This window comes from Pseudomonas fluorescens (genome assembly GCF_902497775.2).
Classification (GTDB): Bacteria; Pseudomonadota; Gammaproteobacteria; order Pseudomonadales; family Pseudomonadaceae; genus Aquipseudomonas; species Aquipseudomonas putida_F.
This window is the reverse complement of sequence record NZ_OZ024668.1, coordinates 3,336,126-3,353,503: the sequence shown is the minus strand read 5'-3', so window position 1 is coordinate 3,353,503 and position 17,378 is coordinate 3,336,126. Positions and strand designations below refer to the sequence as shown.

The following is a 17,378-nucleotide window of genomic DNA, read 5'->3' as shown; positions in this document are numbered from 1 at the left end:
AAGGAGTATCCATGGACAAGGTTATCGTGATCACCGGCGCCAGTCGCGGTATTGGCGCCGCCACCGCACGCCTGGCCGCACGTGCCGGTTACCGTATCTGCATCAACTACCTGCGTGACGACGAGGCTGCCCAGCGGGTGCTGGCCGAGGTTCGCGAGCTGGGCGCCGAGGCCATTGCGGTCAAGGCCGACGTCAGTGTCGAGGATGAGATCATCCAGCTGTTCCAGCGCGTCGATGCCGAGCTGGGCCCGGTCACCGCGCTGGTCAACAATGCCGGTACCATCGGCCATCAGAGCCGGGTCGAGGAGGTGTCGGAGTTTCGCCTGCTCAAGCTGATGAAGACCAACGTGGTCGGGCCGATGCTGTGCGCCAAGCATGCGCTGCAACGCATGTCGACCCGCCATGGCGGGCAGGGCGGCAGCATCGTCAACGTCTCGTCGGTGGCGGCGCGGCTGGGTTCGCCCAACGAATACGTCGACTACGCTGCCTCCAAAGGCGCGCTGGATACCTTCACCGTGGGCCTGGCCAAGGAAGTGGCCGGTGAAGGGGTGCGGGTCAATGCCGTGCGCCCGGGTTACATCTTCACCGACTTCCACGCCCTCAGCGGTGACCCGCAGCGGGTCAGCAAGCTTGAGCCGGGCATCCCCATGGGCCGCGGTGGGCAGGCAGAGGAAGTGGCCGAGGCGATCATCTGGTTGCTCTCGGACCAAGCCTCTTATGCCACTGGCAGCTTCCTCGATCTGGGCGGCGGGCGCTGATCAGCCGATCATTTCCTCGATACGCTGGGCCAGGTTATCGAGGCTGAACGGCTTGGTCAGCACCCGCGTAGTAGGCTCGAACACCCCAGTGCCGAGCACCGCCTGCTCGGCGTAACCGGTGATGAACAGCACTTTCAATCCGGGCCGCAATTGACGGGCGGCGGCTACCAGTTGCTGGCCGTTCATGCCGCCGGGCATGCCGACATCGCTGATCAACAGGTCGACGGTCGCGCCACTTTGCAGGGCCGCCAGGGCGCTGTGGCCGTCGCCGAATTCGAGCTTGGCGTAACCCAGGTCGCTGAGCACCTCACCGACCAGCATGCGAATGGTCGCTTCGTCATCGACCAGCATCACCGTCATGTCGCGCAGTTCACGCCGGGTGTGGGCCGTTGGCTGCGACCCGCTGGGCGGCAGGCTGGCGTTGTCCAGACGCGGCAGGTACAGGTGCACGCTGGTGCCCTGGCCCGGCTCCGAATACACCCGTACCTGGCCACCGGACTGGCGCACGAAACCATAGACCATCGACAGCCCCAGGCCCGTGCCCTGGCCCATCGGCTTGGTGGTAAAGAACGGGTCGAAGGCACGCGCCAGCACCTGCGGCGGCATGCCGCTGCCGTTATCGCTGACGCTCAGGGCCAGGTAGTCACCGGGCTTGAGGTCCAGGTGCGCGGCGACCTGCTCATCGGCCTGCAGATGACGGGTTTCGATGGTGATCCGGCCACCGGCCGGCATGGCGTCACGGGCGTTGATGCAGAGGTTGAGCAGGGCGTTTTCCAGTTGCGATGAATCGATGCTGGCCCGGCAGGTCGCGTTGGCGGTAAACACCTCGGTCTCGATGTGCGGGCCGACGCTGCGGCGGATCAGTTCGCTCATGCCGCTGACCAGGCGGTTGACGTCGATGGTGCGCGGTTCCAGGGTCTGACGCCGGGAAAACGCCAGCAGCCGATGGACCAGGGACGCGGCGCGGTTGCACACGTCCTGGGCGGTGCGCAGGTAGGGGGCGATTTGTTCATGGCGGCCGCGTCCGAGCAGGTTGCGCGACAGCTCCAGGGAGCCGCTGATCCCGGTCAGCAGGTTGTTGAAGTCATGGGCGATACCACCGGTGAGCTGGCCCACCGCTTCCATTTTCTGCGCCTGGCGCAGGGCTTCTTCGGTCTTGCGCAGGCGTTTTTGCTCGCGGACCCGCTCGCTGATGTCGTAGGCGAACAGGTAAGCACCGATCAGTTGCCCGTGCCCGTCATGCAGCGGGCTGAAGCGCAGTTCGTAATGGTGGTGCTGGTCGCCTGCGCCAAACTCGGCAATCTCGACGAACGCTTCACCTGTGAGCGCCCGTGTCCATAGCAGCAGGCCGCGGGCGCAGTCATCGGGATGCTTGGCCATCTTTGTGGGCAGGCTGTCGCCGACGCTCGGCGTCAGGCCGAAAATCCGCTGGAACTCGTCGCGGGCAGCGCGGTTGATTGCCAGCCAACGCATGTCCAGATCCACCACCTGGATCTGTGCCAGGGTGGCTTCGACCACATCGGTGAGGATCTTGCGTTCTGCCATCGCCTGGGCAACCCGTTGTTCCAGCTCCTGGTTGAGCCGCTTGAGGGCGAATTCGGCGCGCTTGCGCGCAGTTACATCCTGGAACAGCACCGCGACCTGCTTGCGGCCGGCCGGCTCCATGCGAAACGCGCAGATATCCAGGTGGCGGCCGGTGGCCACCAGTTCTTGCTCAAAGCGGATCGGATTGCCGCTGTGCAGCACCGCACCGTAACGGGCAATCCAGCCGTCGGCCTCCTCGGGCACCATCTCCCGCAGCTTCTGCCCGACCACATTGTCGATACCGGCATGCATGGCGTAGGCGGCGTTGGCTTCGATGTGGACGTAGTCGCTGAGCGGGCCATGGGGGCCGTCGAAGAACTCGATGATGCAAAAACCTTCGTCCATGGCCTCGAACAGAAAGCGGTAGCGCTGCTGGGTATCGGCCTCGGCTTGCTCGGCAGGTACGGGGGCCGCGCCGTTGCGCTTGGCGAGCCGGGCTTTGAGCAGGTTGTTTTGCTGCTTCAACTGCTCAAGTTGCTGACGCAGGGACTGCAGTTCGCTCGACGGCATGCGCGTGTTCCGACCTGGGGACTCTGGCAAATGTAGCGCTCCGCGCAGCACTCAACAACTGCGCGGCCTCAGGTCGAATGCTTCAATGGCCGTGGTAGCGAGCGCTGGCCCATTCCCACCACAGGGCGTTCAGTTCGCAGTAGGGGGCAATCCGCCCGGTGGTTTCGGCATACAGGTCGTCCCGGTCGAGTTTCCCGGGGATGAAACCCAGGCTGCGCAAGTCTCGGTCGATCAGCGTCACGCTGCTGTCCAGCGCCTTGATCGGCTGGCGCTGGTAGGGGCGTGGGTCTTCACCGTAGTACACCTTGGCCGGGCCGAAGGGTACGCCTTCAAGGCGGATATGGCCGAGGTTGTTCAAATAGCCTTCAGCAACGCTGCCGTCGGCGAAGATCACCTTGTAGGCCGCGCCGGGAACCCCGCCCAGCTTGCCGTCGTCAAGGCTCAGCTCCAGCCAGTTGCTGGTGGCCGCCGGGTTGATCTGCTCCCGGCTGAGTTTGCCGCCATCGCTGGCCGCCGGATGGGTACTGAGCGTGCCGTGCTCGCGCAAGCTGTCGACCCGCCGCGACTGCGGTTTGCTGGTTTGCGCCGGGATGCGCTGGCTGCTGCCCGAGGCCTCGCCAGAGCTGTTGCGTTGCACCGCAAGCCAGGGCATCAGGCGTTCGTCGATGCGTTCGAGCAGATCATCGAGGTGCTCGCCGGCCTGTTCCAGGTCGCTCAGCACCAGGGCCTGGCGTTGCTCGTCGAGGGCCAGGAAGGTCGCACTGGCACGTACCGCGGTGATGATCTGCGCAAGCTCGGTACGCAGCAGCTCGGCGTTCAGGCTTTCTTCGAGCAGGGCATCCGGGCTGGTCTTGAGCTTGCAGTTGAGCAGTACATGGCGCAGCAGGTCATAAAGCTGTTCGGCGTGCTTTTGCGGGTCGCGATTGACCAGGCGCAGTACTCGCTTGAGGCCGTGGCCGGGGCCTGGGACCCAGCCGAGCAGGGCCAGGGCGAGGTCGAAGAAGGCGTCGTCTTCCTCCTGCTGATCGGCCGCCAGGTTCAGGGCCAGGATCGCCTCGACGGTGTCGTAGGCGCTCAGGGCCTGGGCCAGGTGCGGGATGCTGCCGGCGTCGATGGCATCGGACAGGGTCACGCCGGCAGCCTTGATGTCGTAGGCGAAGTCTTCGTCGCTGTCCTCTTCGTCCTCTTCGTCGATAACCTCATCTTCCTCTTCCTGCTCGTCTTCACCTTCGCCCAGGCACTCCCAGCGAATGGCCTGGTACGCAGGCAGGTTGCGGGCGTGCTCGAGCAAGTCATGGGGGAAGATCACGTGCAACAGTGCGCGGGTATCAATGCCATACAACAGGGCCACGGCTGCGGCCTCGAACGACCAGTAGCCAACGTAGCCGCTTACATCGTCGCCATGGGTGTCGTACCAGCTGGCGTGCAGGAAGTGGTCGTACCATTGCTCGCAGTAGCCCTGCAGGCGGCTGGCCGCTTGCTCGGGGCTGGCGGCATAAATGGTTTGCACCAGCGGCGTGGCGTAATCCTGGTACCACTCATCGACGTCGTAGCGGTCGGGCAGTACCCGGCTCAGCAGGTCTTCATAGAGGGTGTCTTGTTCGGCGTAGCCGCCGTTGTCCATCAGGGCGACGAAGCGTTCGAGCAGGTCGTGGCGGCCGAGCAGGATGCACAGGCTGATGACCTGCATGCATTCGTGGTGCTCTTCGGTATCACCCAGATTCAGCGGGGCGACGTCTGGGTCCTCGGCGTACACGGCCATCTTGTGTTGCAGTTGCTCGTACTCGACGATCAGCGTCTCGAGCACGGCGGGCAGGGCATCAATGTCGACGCCGGCGGTATAGCTGATCAGCAGCTTGTCCAGCGCCAGTTCCTTCAGGCTCTTGCCGCTGAATACCGCTTCCTGTTCGTCGGAGTCGGCTTGCAGTCGATTGTTGCGCAGGAATGCACGGCTCTCTTGGTCGTGTTCGAGGAAACGCTCGTAGCGTTGTGGCGTAAGAAAATGCTGTCGCTTGTGCATGCCATCCATCCCTGGGAAATCCGAGCGCGCAGGGTGCAGCAAGCGCGCTCGAAGTTCAACCGTGGCTCAGAACGAGCGGACGATCTTGCCCAGGGTTTCCATGGCCTTTTCCGATTGCTCGGTCCAGGGGCTGCCGTAGTTGAGGCGGATGCAGTTGCGAAAGCGCCGGGTCGGCGAAAAGATCGGCCCCGGGGCGATGCTGATGCCCTGGGCCAAGGCCATCTGGAACAGTTTGAGCGAGTCCATCTGTTCGGGCAGCTCCAGCCACAGGAAGTAGCCGCCGTCAGGGTGACTGACGCGGGTTTGCGCTGGAAAATAACGGGCAATCGCCGCAAGCATCGCCGCCTGTTGCTCTTCCAGGGCGTAGCGCAGCTTGCGCAAATGACGGTCGTAGCCGCCATGTTGCAGGTAGTCGGCAATCGCCGCCTGCGCCGGCATCGAGGCGCACAGCGAGGTCATCAGCTTGAGCCGTTCGATCTTCTGCGCATAGCGTCCAGCCGCCACCCAGCCGATGCGGTAGCCGGGGGCCAGGCTCTTGGCGAACGAGCCGCAGTGCATCACCAGGCCGTCGGTGTCGAAGGCCTTGGCCGGTTTCGGCGCCTGCTGGGCGTAGTACAGCTCGGCGTAGACGTCGTCTTCGATCAACGGCACCTGATGCTCGCGCAACAGTTCAACCAGTTGCTGTTTCTTTTCCTCCGGCATGCTTGCGCCCACCGGGTTCTGGAAGTTGGTCATGCACCACACGGCCTTGACCGGGTGTTTGGCCAGGGTCTGGGCCAGCACCCCGAGGTCGATGCCTTCACGCGGGTGCACGGGGATTTCCACCGCCTTGAGCTTGAGCCGCTCAAGAATCTGCAGGCAGGCATAAAACGCCGGCGCTTCGATCGCCACCAGGTCACCGGGCTCGGTCACCGCCTGCAGGCACAGGTTCAGGGCCTCCAGCGCGCCGTTGGTGATCAGCAGCTCTTCCATGGGCAGCATCAGGCCGCCGACCATGTAGCGCAGGGCAATCTGGCGGCGCAACTGCGGGTTGCCCGGCGACAGGTCGGTGACCACCATCCGTGGGTCCATCTCGCGGCTGGCGCTGGCCATGGAGCGGGCCAGGCGCGGCAGCGGGAACAGGCTGGGGCTGGGGAAGGCCGAGCCGAAGGCCACGGTTTGCGGGTCCTTGATCGAGTCGAGGATCGAGAACACCAGTTCGCTGACATCCACCTCGGTGGATTCGCTGGCCTGCTCGATGATCTGCGGCTCGCTGAACTGGCGCGGCGCGTGGGCGTTGACGAAGTAGCCCGAGCGCGGCCGCGCGCGGATCAGCCCGCGGCGCTCCAGCAGGTAGTAGGCCTGGAACACCGTGGACGGGCTGACGCCGTGGGTCTGGCTGGCATAGCGCACCGACGGTACGCGCTGGCCGGGACCCAGGACCCCGGAGCGAATCAGTTCGGCAATGTCGTCGGCGAATTTCTCGTAGCGTTTCATCATGGCTCGAAGGGTTTCGGATGCTCGGGCAGTGTATGGGATCAGCGGTTCAAAGGCGCGACAAAACGGCTATGGGCGACGCTGCGCACGCCCGGCTCGTCGGTGTCGAGCAGTTCGAAGCTGATGTCCTGGGAGCTGCTTTGCGGGCGCTCGGCCAACATCGCCACTGACACTGGCAAGTCGCTCATTTCCCCGGCCGCCAGGCTGAACTCGGTCTTGCCGTGCAGTTCGAAACCGTCGGCATCGAGCAGGCGCAGGCGATAGTGCTGGGGTTGCTGGGTCTTGTTGATGACCTTGAGGGTGTAGATGTTTTCGATCTGCCCGGCATTGTTCTCGCGGAACAGGCCGCGGTCCTTGATCACGTCCATCGACACCATCGGCCGTTGCTGCAGGGCGATGACCAGGGCGCCGATCATCACCACCAGGGCGGTGACGTAACCGAGCAGGCGCGGCCGTAGCCAGTTGGTGGTACCGCCTTGCAGGGTGTGTTCGGACTTGTAGCCGACCAGGCCGCGGGCGTAGCCCATCTTGTCCATGATCGAGTCACAGGCGTCGATACAGGCGGCGCAACCGATGCACTCCATCTGCAGGCCATCGCGGATGTCGATGCCGGTGGGGCAGACCTGCACGCACATGTGGCAATCGATGCAATCGCCCAGGCCCTTGGCCTTGTGGTCGACTTCCTTTTTACGCGGGCCGCGGGATTCGCCCCGGGCCGGGTCGTAGGCGACGGTCAGGGTGTCTTTGTCGAACATCACGCTCTGGAACCGCGCGTACGGGCACATGTGCATGCACACCGCTTCGCGCAGCCAGCCGGCGTTGATGTAGGTGGCGCCGGTGAAGAACAAAATCCAGAACAGGCTGACACCGCCCAGTTGCAGGGTGAACAGTTCTTCGGCCAGCGGACGGATCGGCGTGAAGTAACCGACGAAAGTCAGCCCGGTCAGCAAGCTGATGCCCAGCCACAGGGTGTGCTTGGCCGAGCGCCGGGCCAGTTTGTTCAGGCTCCAGGGCGCGGCATCCAGCTTGATGCGCTGGTTGCGCTCGCCTTCGGTGATCTTTTCGCACCACATGAAGATCCAGGTCCAGGAGCTCTGTGGGCAGGTATAGCCACACCACACCCGGCCGGCGAACACGGTGATGGCAAACAGGCCGAAGGCGCAGATGATCAGCAGCGCCGAGAGCAGGATGAAATCCTGCGGCCAGAAGGTGGCGCCGAAGATGTGGAATTTGCTGTCGGCCAAGTCCCAAAGCACGGCCTGACGACCGCCCCAGTTCAACCAGACGGTGCCGAAGAACAGCAAAAACAGAAAACCCGCGCCAGCCAGGCGCAGGTTGCGAAACAAGCCGGTGAAGCTGCGGGTGTGGATCTGTCGGTCGCTGCTGGCAGGCTTCTTCTTGAAGGTGGAAGGCTCAGCAATTTCAACGATCTGGACGGGGATTCTATCGCTCATGGTTCGTCGCTCATCAGGCCTCGATCAGGCCAGAGCACTATGGCGCCCCATCTGTTTGCATAACAGGCTCAGGTATCTGGATAAAAACCGTATCAGATTTCCCGCTGAAACCCTGCAGGCCTCAGATTACCGAGCCTGGCTCGGATGCTTTGAGATGCCTGCGACCATCCACCGCACCCGCTACAGTGAGGGCGTCTGCCTCTTGTTCGGTGATCGGCACGCGCTCGCCGTTGAGCACTGCGACGGACATGCGCAGGTCGGCATCAGTGACGACTTCGACATCCTTGGCTTCGCCCTGGATATGCATGTTGTCGCTGATCAGGGTGCAGCGTTGGTTGCTCTCGTCAATTTCGATAGGCATGGCCGTGTCCTCGTTGCTGGGGTCCTATGCTTGGGACCACACGAGCGCGGCGGATACTGGCGGCAACCGATCAGCGGTCGGCGGCGCACTTGCCGTCTACGCCGTTGTCCATCGATTAACCCTTCTGCATGGACACAGCCCATGGACGCCTGGTGGCATCAAGTCTGGATTACCCTGGTGGCGGAGTTTGCCGACATCACCGATGCCAAACAGCTTACCCAGGTCACGGTGCGTCTGATTATGGCGGCACTGCTTGGCGCCATCCTCGGTTTTGAGCGCGAGCTCAAGGGCAAGGCCGCCGGGGTGCGTACCCATATGCTGGTGGCCCTGGGCGCGGCGTTGTTTGTGCTGGTACCGCGCATGGCCGGGGCCGACGACGCGGCGCTGAGCCGGGTGGTACAGGGTATCGTCGCGGGGATCGGTTTTCTCGGTGCCGGTACCATTCTCAAGGGCCACGACCAGGATGCCGGGCATGTCAAAGGCCTGACCACGGCAGCGGGCTTGTGGATGACGGCGGCGATCGGCGTGGCGGCGGGCATGGGCCGTGAAGCCACGGCAGTGATCAGCACCGTGCTGGCGTTGTTGGTGTTGGGTGTGATGCCGCTGGTGGTGAACCGCTTCGAGAAGGACAACGAGGATGAAAACGGGGAGGGCGGGAAGCACTGAGGGGAGCCTAAGCTCCCCTCAAAGATTGTTGCGTGCTCTTTTTTTGTTATTGGAGGGCGGCCTATTGTTGTTTTTGGCGACCGTTGCCTCTGTATCACTGGCGATCCCCATCCGGGATCAAGAGCAAACGTATTTTTTTGAGCGCTGATCTACCTTCATCATTGCTGATCCAACCGTGACTTGCGCTACCTTGGGGTAGTTTTATTGTTCTGTGTCCGGTTGCGGGGCAAGCCCCTGGAAAGCACATCCTCTCCAAAAAAATCTGTTAGCTGCGCCTCTGTCGTGTTGTTCTTGTTATGTCAGAGTCGTTTCGTCTTATTTTTATTGGGTGTGTCGCACTTTTTATTGTTCTTGTACCTGAGATATAGCAGGTGCCGTGCCAACTTTTTAAAACCCAATAAAATCAATAGTTTGCAGGTTTTATGAAAAAAACAGGCCGGGGAATTCTGTCGATTTGTTTCCGTGTTACCCGGAATTTCCCTGGAAAGTGCGGGGGCGGTAACACCCGGACGCTGATCCGGCTGTTACCGCGTGTGTTTATTGTGCGTGACGGGCGCGTGCCACCCGCGAGCCACTGGCGCGGCCGAGCACTTCACTGATACGCAAGCCCGCGGCAATCAAGCGTTCCAGGTCGATACCGGTGTCGATCCCCAGGCCCTGGAGCATGTACAACACGTCTTCGCTGGCAACGTTACCGCTGGCGCCCTTGGCATAGGGGCAGCCGCCAAGGCCCGCAACAGAGCTGTCGAACACACTGATACCTTCGAGCAGGCTGGCATAGACATTGGCCAGGGCCTGGCCGTAGGTGTCATGGAAGTGACCGGCCAGTTGGGCCCGGGGAACCTGGGCGCCGACCACCTCGAACAGGCGCCGGGTCGCCCCGGGGGTGCCGGTGCCGATGGTGTCGCCCAGCGACACTTCATAACAGCCCATGTCGTGCAGCTCGCGGGCCACCGGGGCGACCTGTTCGGCACTGATCATGCCTTCATAGGGGCAGCCCAGGACGCAGGACACATAGCCGCGCACCCGCACCCCATGCTGGCGCGCCGCTTCCATGATCGGCACGAAGCGCTGCAGGCTGTCGCTGATCGAGCAGTTGATATTGCGCTGGGAGAACGCTTCGGAGGCTGCGGCGAACACCGCCACCTCCTTGACCCCGGCCGCCAGCGCATCTTCGAAACCACGCAGGTTCGGCGCCAGCGCGGCGTAGGTCACCCCACTGTGTTGCTGGATATTGGCAAACACTTCGGCGGAGCCGGCCATCTGGGGCACCCACTTGGGTGAAACGAAGCTGCCCACCTCTATATAGGACAAGCCTGCGTCGCTCAGGTCATCGACCAGTCGTACCTTGTCGGCCACGCTGATGGGCTGGGCTTCGTTCTGCAGGCCGTCGCGCGGGCCGACTTCGACCAGGCGAACTTTTTCAGGCAATGACATGGGCAGGGTTCCTCAGGGCTCAATGGCTGTTTTTCTGGTTGTTCAGGGTGGCGGCCAGGGCTTGCTCGCAGCGCTCTTGGGCGGTGTCCAGCTCCAGTTGCATCTGCTGGATGTCGAGCAACTGCTGTTCAAGCTGGGCCCGGCGCTCGGCGATCTTCGCCAGCATGCTGTGCAGTTGCTTCAGGTTGCCGCTGGAAGGGTCGTAGAGTTCGATCAGCTCTCGGCACTCGGCCAGGGAAAAACCGATGCGCTTGCCGCGCAGAATGAGTTTCAGGCTGACCTTGTCGCGGGCCGAATAGACCCGCTCCAGGCCACGGCGCTCCGGGCTGAGCAGGCCCTGTTCTTCATAGAAGCGAATGGCCCGGGTGGTGATGTCCAGCTCGCGGGACAGGTCGGAGATGCTGTAGGTCTGGCTGCTCATTGCTTGGCTCGGTAAAAGGGCATGGAGCTAAGCTAATTGCAGGTTGACGTTTACGTCAAGCAAGGATTGGCGGGGTCATCGCGGGACCTCAGCCTTGGCCGCCCGGTCATCCTGGGCAACCACGCCCTGGCACAGCTCGATGATCTGCTCGCGCATCCAGCGGTTGGCCGGGTCCTGGTCGGTGCTTTCGTGCCAGTACAGGTGGGTTTCCAGCGGCGGCACGTCCACCGGCAGGCTGACATGGTTGAGCTGGTGGCGGCGGGCGAAACGCTCCGGCACGGTCATGACCATGTCGGTCTGTTGCAGCACTTGCGAGGCCATCAGGTAATGCTGGGAGCGCAGGGCGATCTTGCGCTGCACGCCCATCTTGCCCAGGGCCAGGTCGACATAACCCAGGCCATTGCGGCGGCTGGAGATATGGATGTGGGTCATGCCCAGGTAGTCGTCCAGGCTGAGTTTGTCCTTGAACAGCGGATGCCCCTGGCGCATGGCGCAGACGTAGCGGTCCTGCATCAGCTTGACGTGGCGCACCTGCGGGTCGGTGTTGAGCGGCGCATCGACGGCAAAATCCAGGCGCCCGGCGGCCAGTTCCTTGGTGGTTTCCCGGCGTTTGCACAAAAAGCTCTCGATCACCACCGCCGGGGCCAGGCGCCGCAGGCGCTGGAACAGTGGCGGCAAGATCACCGCCTCGGTGAGGTCGGTCATGCTGATGCGAAAGGTCTTGTTGGCCTGCAGCGGGTTGAAGATGCGGCTCTCTTGCACCGACACACGCAGCAGCGAGAGGGCATTGCGCACCGGGCCGATGATGTTCTGCGCCATGGGTGTGGGCACCATGCCCTGGGCGGTGCGCACGAACAGTGGATCGTTGAAGGTTTCGCGCAGGCGCGCCAGGGCGTTGGACACCGCTGGCTGGGTAATGCCGACGATCTGCCCGGCCCGGGTCAGGTTGGCTTCGGTGTAGATGGCATCGAAGACGATGAACAGATTCAGGTCGACCTTGCTCAGGTTCATGGGCGCTGCTCTAGTTGGTGTTATTCGTCGATCATATATCGGTTATGAATGTTTATACACGCCGAGAATAGACTAGGTGGATTTTGCTGGCTGATCTAGGATCGATATCAGATCCCTTTTCCACTGAAGGTACTGCCCATGGATTTCGCCTATTCACCCAAGGTCCAGGCGCTGCGCGAACGTGTCACGGCGTTCATGGATGCCTATGTCTATCCCGCTGAAGCGGTGTTCGAGCGCCAGGTCGCCGAAGGTGATCGCTGGCAGCCGACCGCGATCATGGAAGAGCTCAAGGCCAAGGCCAGGGCCGAGGGCTTGTGGAACCTGTTCCTGCCTGAGTCGGAACTGGGCGCGGGCCTGACCAACCTTGAGTATGCGCCCCTGGCCGAGATCATGGGCCGCTCGTTGCTGGGCCCCGAGCCGTTCAACTGCTCGGCGCCGGACACCGGCAACATGGAAGTGCTGGTGCGTTACGCCAACGAACAACAGAAACGCCAGTGGCTCGAACCGCTGCTGCGCGGCGACATCCGCTCGGCGTTCGCCATGACCGAGCCGGACGTGGCCTCGTCCGACGCCACCAACATGGCTGCCCGCGCCGTGCGTGACGGTGACGAGTGGGTGATCAACGGGCGCAAATGGTGGACCTCCGGTGCTTGCGATCCACGCTGCAAGATCATGATCTTCATGGGCCTGAGCAACCCGGATGGCCCGCGGCACCAGCAGCATTCGATGATCCTGGTACCCACCGACACCCCCGGGGTGAAGATCGTACGCCCGCTGCCGGTGTTCGGCTACGACGACGCCCCCCATGGCCACGCCGAAGTGCTGTTCGAGAACGTGCGCGTACCATACGAGAACGTGCTGCTTGGTGAGGGCCGCGGTTTCGAGATCGCCCAGGGACGCCTTGGCCCGGGGCGTATCCACCACTGCATGCGCTCGATCGGCATGGCCGAGCGAGCACTTGAGCTGATGTGCAAACGCTCGGTGGAGCGTACCGCTTTCGGCCGGCCATTGGCGCGCCTGGGTGGCAACGTCGACAAGATTGCCGACTCGCGGATGGAAATCGACATGGCCCGGCTGCTGACCCTCAAGGCCGCCTACATGATGGACACCGTCGGCAACAAGGTCGCCCGCAGCGAAATCGCCCAGATCAAGGTGGTTGCACCGAACGTGGCTCTCAAGGTCATCGACCGGGCGATCCAGATTCACGGTGGCGCTGGCGTCTCGGGCGACTTCCCGCTGGCCTACATGTACGCCATGCAGCGCACCCTGCGCCTGGCCGACGGCCCGGACGAAGTGCACCGCGCGGCAATTGGCAAGTACGAAATCGGCAAGTACGTGCCCAAGGAAATGCTCCGTAGCGGTCATTGATGTTTGCCGCGCAAGCCCGCCTTTTTTTCAGCGGCGGGCTTGCTCTGCGAACGGGTCGAGAACAACGAAAACAACACTCCAGCGCTGAGCAGGGCAACGGTCACGCCCAGCGACAGCATCGGCGGCACGGCACCGATCAGGCCGTGGTAGAAGATCTTGCCGCCGATAAACACCAGCACCAGCGCCAAGGCGTACTTGAGGTAGATAAAGCGGTGCATCAGCGCCGCCAGGGCAAAGTACAACGCCCGTAACCCGAGAATCGCGAAGATGTTCGAGGTGTAGACAATGAACGGATCCTGGGTAATGGCAAAGATCGCCGGCACGCTGTCGACGGCGAACACCAGGTCGGCCAGCTCGATCAGCACCAGGGCCAGGAACAGCGGCGTGGCATAGCGCAGGGCCTTGCTTTGCCCGGCTGGGGTGATGTGCACGAAAAAGCGCGGGCCATGCAGCTCGTCGGTCACCCGCAGGTGGCGCCGGACGAATTTCAGTACCGGATTGTTGGCCAGGTCCGGGTGGGATTCTTCGCTGGAGAACAGCATCTTAATCCCGGTGAACAGCAGGAAGGCGCCGAACACATAGAGGATCCAGTCGAACTCCTGCACCAGCGCGCTGCCCAGGCCGATCATGATCGCCCGCAGCACCACCACCCCGAGGATTCCCCAGAACAGCACCCGGTGCTGATAGCGGCGGGGGATGGCGAAGAAACTGAAGATCATCGCCATGACGAATACGTTGTCCATCGACAACGACTGCTCGATGAGAAAACCGGTGTAGAACTCCAGGGCTTTCTGCGCGCCCAGCTCAAACCACACCCACACGCCGAACAGCACCCCGACGCTGAAATAGCCGCCATACAGCAGCAGGCTTTCGCGCATTTCGATTTCGTGCAGTTTGCGGTGCAACACGCCCAGGTCCAGCACCAGCAGGGTCAGGACGATGCCGAGAAAGGCCAGCCAGAACCACAGGCTGGTGCCGAGAAAGTCGTTGTCGAGAAATACCTGTAGAGCTGCCATGAGCCCCTCCTTGATGTCGACGTTGCTGAGCAACAGTGACTCCGACATGGCGGCTTGGCAGCCGTCAGAGGGGCCCGGCGTCACTAGGGACAAGCCTAGACCTGGGTAGGGAGGGCGCCCAATCGAGGCTGTAACAATTGTTTGCCCAGGCTGCCAGGCAGCAAGTCAATAAACCCACACCTCGACCCGGCGATTGCGAATCCGCCCTTGCTCGGCGGTGTTGGCCGCAACCGGCAGTTCGTCGCCCAGGCCGATGATCTCGCGCAATTCGACACCGCGACGGGCCAGCTCCCGGCGCACCGCCATGGCCCGCAGCCGCGAGAGCAGGGCGGCGCGCTGCGGGTCATCCTTGGCATCGCCGAACCCCACCAGCACCACCCGGTTGGCCAGCTTGCGCTGCGCCTGCAGGTACTGGACGACCCGCTGCACATCGCGCAGGGCCTTGTTGTCGAGGCTGGCGTTACCCTCTTGAAAACGAAAGTTGACCGACAGGCGCCGGGCATCATTGGCAAGGCTCAGGTAACGGCGGGGCATGTCGGCACGGGGCTGAACCTTGACGCTCTGCACCTGCTGGCCAACGAAACCGTTACGGGTAACGATGGCCTGGCCTTGGGGGCTTTGGGCGAACTCGACCAGGGCATGGGCCAGCGGGTTGGCCTGGCCGGGCGGCAGATAGAAGAACAACCGCCGCGACAGCGGATAGTCTTCGCTGGCCACCAGCGCAGGTGTCGGCAGCATGGCCTGGGACTCACCGTCGGCAATCGCCACGACCTTGGTGCCATGTACCGTGGCCAAGCTGCTGAAGCCGATGGCCTGGCGATCGCCGAGCACCTGGCTGGCCAGTTGCTCGGCCGACTCGAAACGTCGGGCATTCTCGGCCAGGGGTTGCCGTGCCGGGTCGAGGACCAGGGCCTTGAAGGTTTCGAAGGTGCCGGAACGGTCATCGCGGGCGTACAGGGTGATGGGCCCGCTACCGATACCCAGTTGTTCCCAATGCTCGATCTGTCCGGAGAAAATCTGCGCCAGCTGGGTGGTGGTCAGTTGCGGTAGCGGGTTGTCGGGGTGGACGATCACCGCAACACCGTCCAGGGCAATGATCTGCTCGGCAGCGGCGCTGTTGAGGTCGCCCAAGGCTTGCAGCTCGCTCAGCTCAGCCGCTTTGATCGGGCGCGAGGAGGCCGCCAGTTCCGCCTGGCCGGACTTGAGCGCAGTGAAGCCGGTGCTGGAGCCGTGGGCGGCGATATCGATGCGCAAGACCTGGCCGTTGCTGCCCTGGGCGCGCACCTGGAGTTCGTTGGCGGCGTCGCTATTGACGATGCTGATGGCGCTGGCGCCTTGTTGTTCAAGCAACCCGGTGACCAGCGCCGGCGCCAGCGCGGCGCCGATGGTGTTGGAACCCTGGATACGCAATAGCGCCTGCGGGTCAGCGGCGCCAATCAGCGGGAGCAGGCAAAGCACGAGCAGGGAGAGGTGGCGCAACATGCCGTCTGGCACTCATGGGCAAAGGGTGTGCCGGGAGATTAAGACAGCTATGTGACCAGGAGATGACAGGCTGGGGGGGTAGGAGCGGGCTTGCCCCGCGATGCAATGTGGCAGACAAATGCTATTGCGGGGCAAGCCCGCTCCTACCAAGCCTGTGAGAGCTTTTATCAGTTCAATTCGAGCCAGATCGGCGCATGGTCCGAAGGCTTTTCCATTCCGCGCAGGTCATAGTCGACCCCGGCGTCCTTGATCCGTGGCAGCAGCCCTTGGGAGGCCATGATCAGGTCGATGCGCAGGCCGCGCTTGGGCTCATCTTCAAAGCCGCGGCTGCGGTAGTCGAACCAGCTGAACCGGTCGGCGACTTGCGGGTGCAGGTGGCGGAAGCTGTCGACCAGGCCCCAGTTCTTCAGGCGCGCCATCCATTCGCGCTCTTCGGGCAGGAAACTGCACTTGCCGGTCTTGAGCCAGCGTTTGGCATTGTCGGCACCAATGCCGATGTCGCAGTCCTCCGGCGAGATGTTTACGTCGCCCATCACCAGCACCGGTTGATCGTTCTGAAACTGGGTTTCGAGCAGTGCCTGCAGGTCGTTGTAGAAGCGCTGCTTGGCCGGGAACTTGGTCGGGTGGTCGCGGCTTTCGCCCTGAGGGAAGTAGCCGTTCATGATGGTGATCGGCGTGCCATTGGCATCGGCGAAGGTGCCCCAGATGAAGCGGCGCTGGGCGTCTTCTTCATCGGTGCTGAAGCCCTTGTGCAGGCTCAGCGGTGCCTGGCGCGAGAGCAGGGCGACGCCGTAGTGGCCTTTCTGGCCATGAAAGTGCACGTGGTAGCCCAGGGCCTGGACCTCGGCCAGCGGGAACTGCTCGTCGCTGACCTTGGTTTCCTGCAGGCCGATGACGTCGGGCTGGTGCTTTTCGATCAACGCCGCCAACTGGTGGGGCCGGGCACGCAGGCCATTGATGTTGAACGAGACGATCTTCATGGGAAGCACAATCCTGGTAAAACCCAGGATCCTAGCCGACATCGGCGGCGGCGGCCAGCATGGCGAGCCACTCGATAGGTTGCTAACCTGTGCCACGAGGTGAACGTTGGCACCGCGAACACCTCAAAGGCAATGAATGCCCATTTCCGGAGGTTTGCCAGCATGCCCGAATCGACTGCCGCACCGGCTGAAGTCCGTCTGCTCGATGGCGGCTACAGCCGTGAGGCGCGCTCCCTGCTGTATCACGCCTATCGCCATGAACCGACCTTTGCCTTTCTGTTCGAAGCCCAGCGCCCGGGGTTCGACCAGCGTATTCGCGCTACCGTGCGCGAGCTGGTCAAACAGCACTTTCTCCAGGATTTGCCCGCCATCGGCCTGCTGGTTGAAGACCGCCTGATCGGCATCGCCCTGATTGCGCCGCCGCAGCGGCGACTGGGCATTACCGAAAGCTGGGCCTGGCGCATGCGCATGGTGCTCAGCACCGGCTTTCGCTGCACCCGCCGCTACCTGGATTACCAGGCCGCGCTGATGGCCTGCCTGCCCAGTGATGCGGTGCATGTGTTGCCGTTGCTGGGGATTCACCCGCAATTTCAGGGCAAGCACTACGGCGAACAATTGTTACAGGCTGTGCACGACTGGTGCGCCGTGGATGAGCATTCTCAGGGCGTGGTGCTGGACACCGGCAATGAGCACTATCTGGCGTTTTACCAGCGTCAGGGCTATCAGGAAATTGGCGAGATCGCTGTAGGCCCGGTCCGCGAACACGTGTTCTTTCATCCCAATCCGCAGTCGTCGCAACAGGCGTTGGCCTGAATTGCATAACAGCGAGGAAAA

At 62.9% G+C, this 17,378-nt stretch carries 15 protein-coding genes; 4 read left to right on the top strand and 11 right to left on the bottom strand.

The genetic code is table 11. The annotated features are described in order from the left end of the window. Positions 1 to 11: 11 nt before the first annotated feature. Positions 12 to 758: an SDR family oxidoreductase gene (locus F8N82_RS15380; protein ID WP_038996078.1), complete on the top strand. Its 747-nt coding sequence runs from the start codon at positions 12 to 14 to the stop codon at positions 756 to 758. On the opposite strand, the gene F8N82_RS15375 is transcribed toward F8N82_RS15380, so the two are convergent. The 5 genes from F8N82_RS15375 to F8N82_RS15355 all read right to left on the bottom strand — a co-directional run bounded on the left by F8N82_RS15375 (position 759) and on the right by F8N82_RS15355 (position 8,163). Further along, positions 759 to 2,852, bottom strand: coding sequence for a hybrid sensor histidine kinase/response regulator (locus F8N82_RS15375; protein WP_038996077.1), 2,094 nt, complete (start codon positions 2,850 to 2,852; stop codon positions 759 to 761). Positions 2,853 to 2,934: 82 nt separating this feature from the next. Beyond that, on the bottom strand, positions 2,935 to 4,872 hold the full coding sequence (locus F8N82_RS15370; protein WP_224793799.1) for a PoNe immunity protein domain-containing protein: 1,938 nt from the start codon (positions 4,870 to 4,872) through the stop codon (positions 2,935 to 2,937). Positions 4,873 to 4,938: 66 nt separating this feature from the next. Beyond that, a complete protein-coding gene (gene mapR / locus F8N82_RS15365; protein ID WP_038999487.1) occupies positions 4,939 to 6,348 on the bottom strand; it encodes a GntR family transcriptional regulator MpaR in 1,410 nt (469 codons plus the stop codon). 41 nt (positions 6,349 to 6,389) lie between these two features. Next, entirely contained in the window at positions 6,390 to 7,802 is a 1,413-nt protein-coding gene (ccoG, locus tag F8N82_RS15360) for a cytochrome c oxidase accessory protein CcoG (RefSeq protein ID WP_150776958.1), read from the bottom strand. A 121-nt stretch (positions 7,803 to 7,923) separates the two neighbouring features. Then, the gene (locus F8N82_RS15355) at positions 7,924 to 8,163 is read right to left on the bottom strand and encodes a DUF3203 family protein (RefSeq protein ID WP_038996075.1); all 240 of its coding nucleotides are present in this window, start codon (positions 8,161 to 8,163) and stop codon (positions 7,924 to 7,926) included. A gap of 141 nt (positions 8,164 to 8,304) precedes the next feature. Here F8N82_RS15355 and F8N82_RS15350 point away from each other — a divergent pair, with 141 nt between their 5' ends. Then, the gene (locus tag F8N82_RS15350) at positions 8,305 to 8,829 is read left to right on the top strand and encodes an MgtC/SapB family protein (protein WP_038996074.1); all 525 of its coding nucleotides are present in this window, start codon (positions 8,305 to 8,307) and stop codon (positions 8,827 to 8,829) included. Between the two features lie 537 nt (positions 8,830 to 9,366). Here the strand turns inward: F8N82_RS15350 and F8N82_RS15345 are convergent. From F8N82_RS15345 to F8N82_RS15335, 3 genes are all read right to left on the bottom strand, one after another. Beyond that, positions 9,367 to 10,266 (bottom strand): hydroxymethylglutaryl-CoA lyase, encoded by a 900-nt coding sequence (locus F8N82_RS15345; protein ID WP_038996073.1) that lies wholly within the window; start codon positions 10,264 to 10,266, stop codon positions 9,367 to 9,369. A 19-nt stretch (positions 10,267 to 10,285) separates the two neighbouring features. Continuing rightward, the gene (locus F8N82_RS15340) at positions 10,286 to 10,687 is read right to left on the bottom strand and encodes a MerR family transcriptional regulator (protein WP_038996072.1); all 402 of its coding nucleotides are present in this window, start codon (positions 10,685 to 10,687) and stop codon (positions 10,286 to 10,288) included. Positions 10,688 to 10,762: 75 nt separating this feature from the next. After that, entirely contained in the window at positions 10,763 to 11,698 is a 936-nt protein-coding gene (locus F8N82_RS15335) for a LysR family transcriptional regulator (protein WP_038996071.1), read from the bottom strand. A 138-nt stretch (positions 11,699 to 11,836) separates the two neighbouring features. Here F8N82_RS15335 and F8N82_RS15330 point away from each other — a divergent pair, with 138 nt between their 5' ends. Next, positions 11,837 to 13,066 (top strand): acyl-CoA dehydrogenase, encoded by a 1,230-nt coding sequence (locus tag F8N82_RS15330; RefSeq protein ID WP_038996069.1) that lies wholly within the window; start codon positions 11,837 to 11,839, stop codon positions 13,064 to 13,066. Here F8N82_RS15330 and F8N82_RS15325 read toward each other — a convergent pair. The 3 genes from F8N82_RS15325 to xthA form a co-directional block, all read right to left on the bottom strand. Continuing rightward, on the bottom strand, positions 13,060 to 14,082 hold the full coding sequence (locus F8N82_RS15325) for a TerC family protein (protein WP_038996068.1): 1,023 nt from the start codon (positions 14,080 to 14,082) through the stop codon (positions 13,060 to 13,062). The genes F8N82_RS15330 and F8N82_RS15325 overlap by 7 nt on opposite strands. A gap of 165 nt (positions 14,083 to 14,247) precedes the next feature. Next, a complete protein-coding gene (locus F8N82_RS15320) occupies positions 14,248 to 15,564 on the bottom strand; it encodes a substrate-binding domain-containing protein (protein ID WP_038996066.1) in 1,317 nt (438 codons plus the stop codon). Between the two features lie 167 nt (positions 15,565 to 15,731). Further along, positions 15,732 to 16,544 (bottom strand): exodeoxyribonuclease III, encoded by an 813-nt coding sequence (gene xthA / locus F8N82_RS15315; RefSeq protein ID WP_038996065.1) that lies wholly within the window; start codon positions 16,542 to 16,544, stop codon positions 15,732 to 15,734. Positions 16,545 to 16,706: 162 nt separating this feature from the next. Here xthA and F8N82_RS15310 point away from each other — a divergent pair, with 162 nt between their 5' ends. After that, positions 16,707 to 17,357 (top strand): GNAT family N-acetyltransferase, encoded by a 651-nt coding sequence (locus tag F8N82_RS15310; protein ID WP_038996064.1) that lies wholly within the window; start codon positions 16,707 to 16,709, stop codon positions 17,355 to 17,357. Positions 17,358 to 17,378 lie beyond the last annotated feature (21 nt).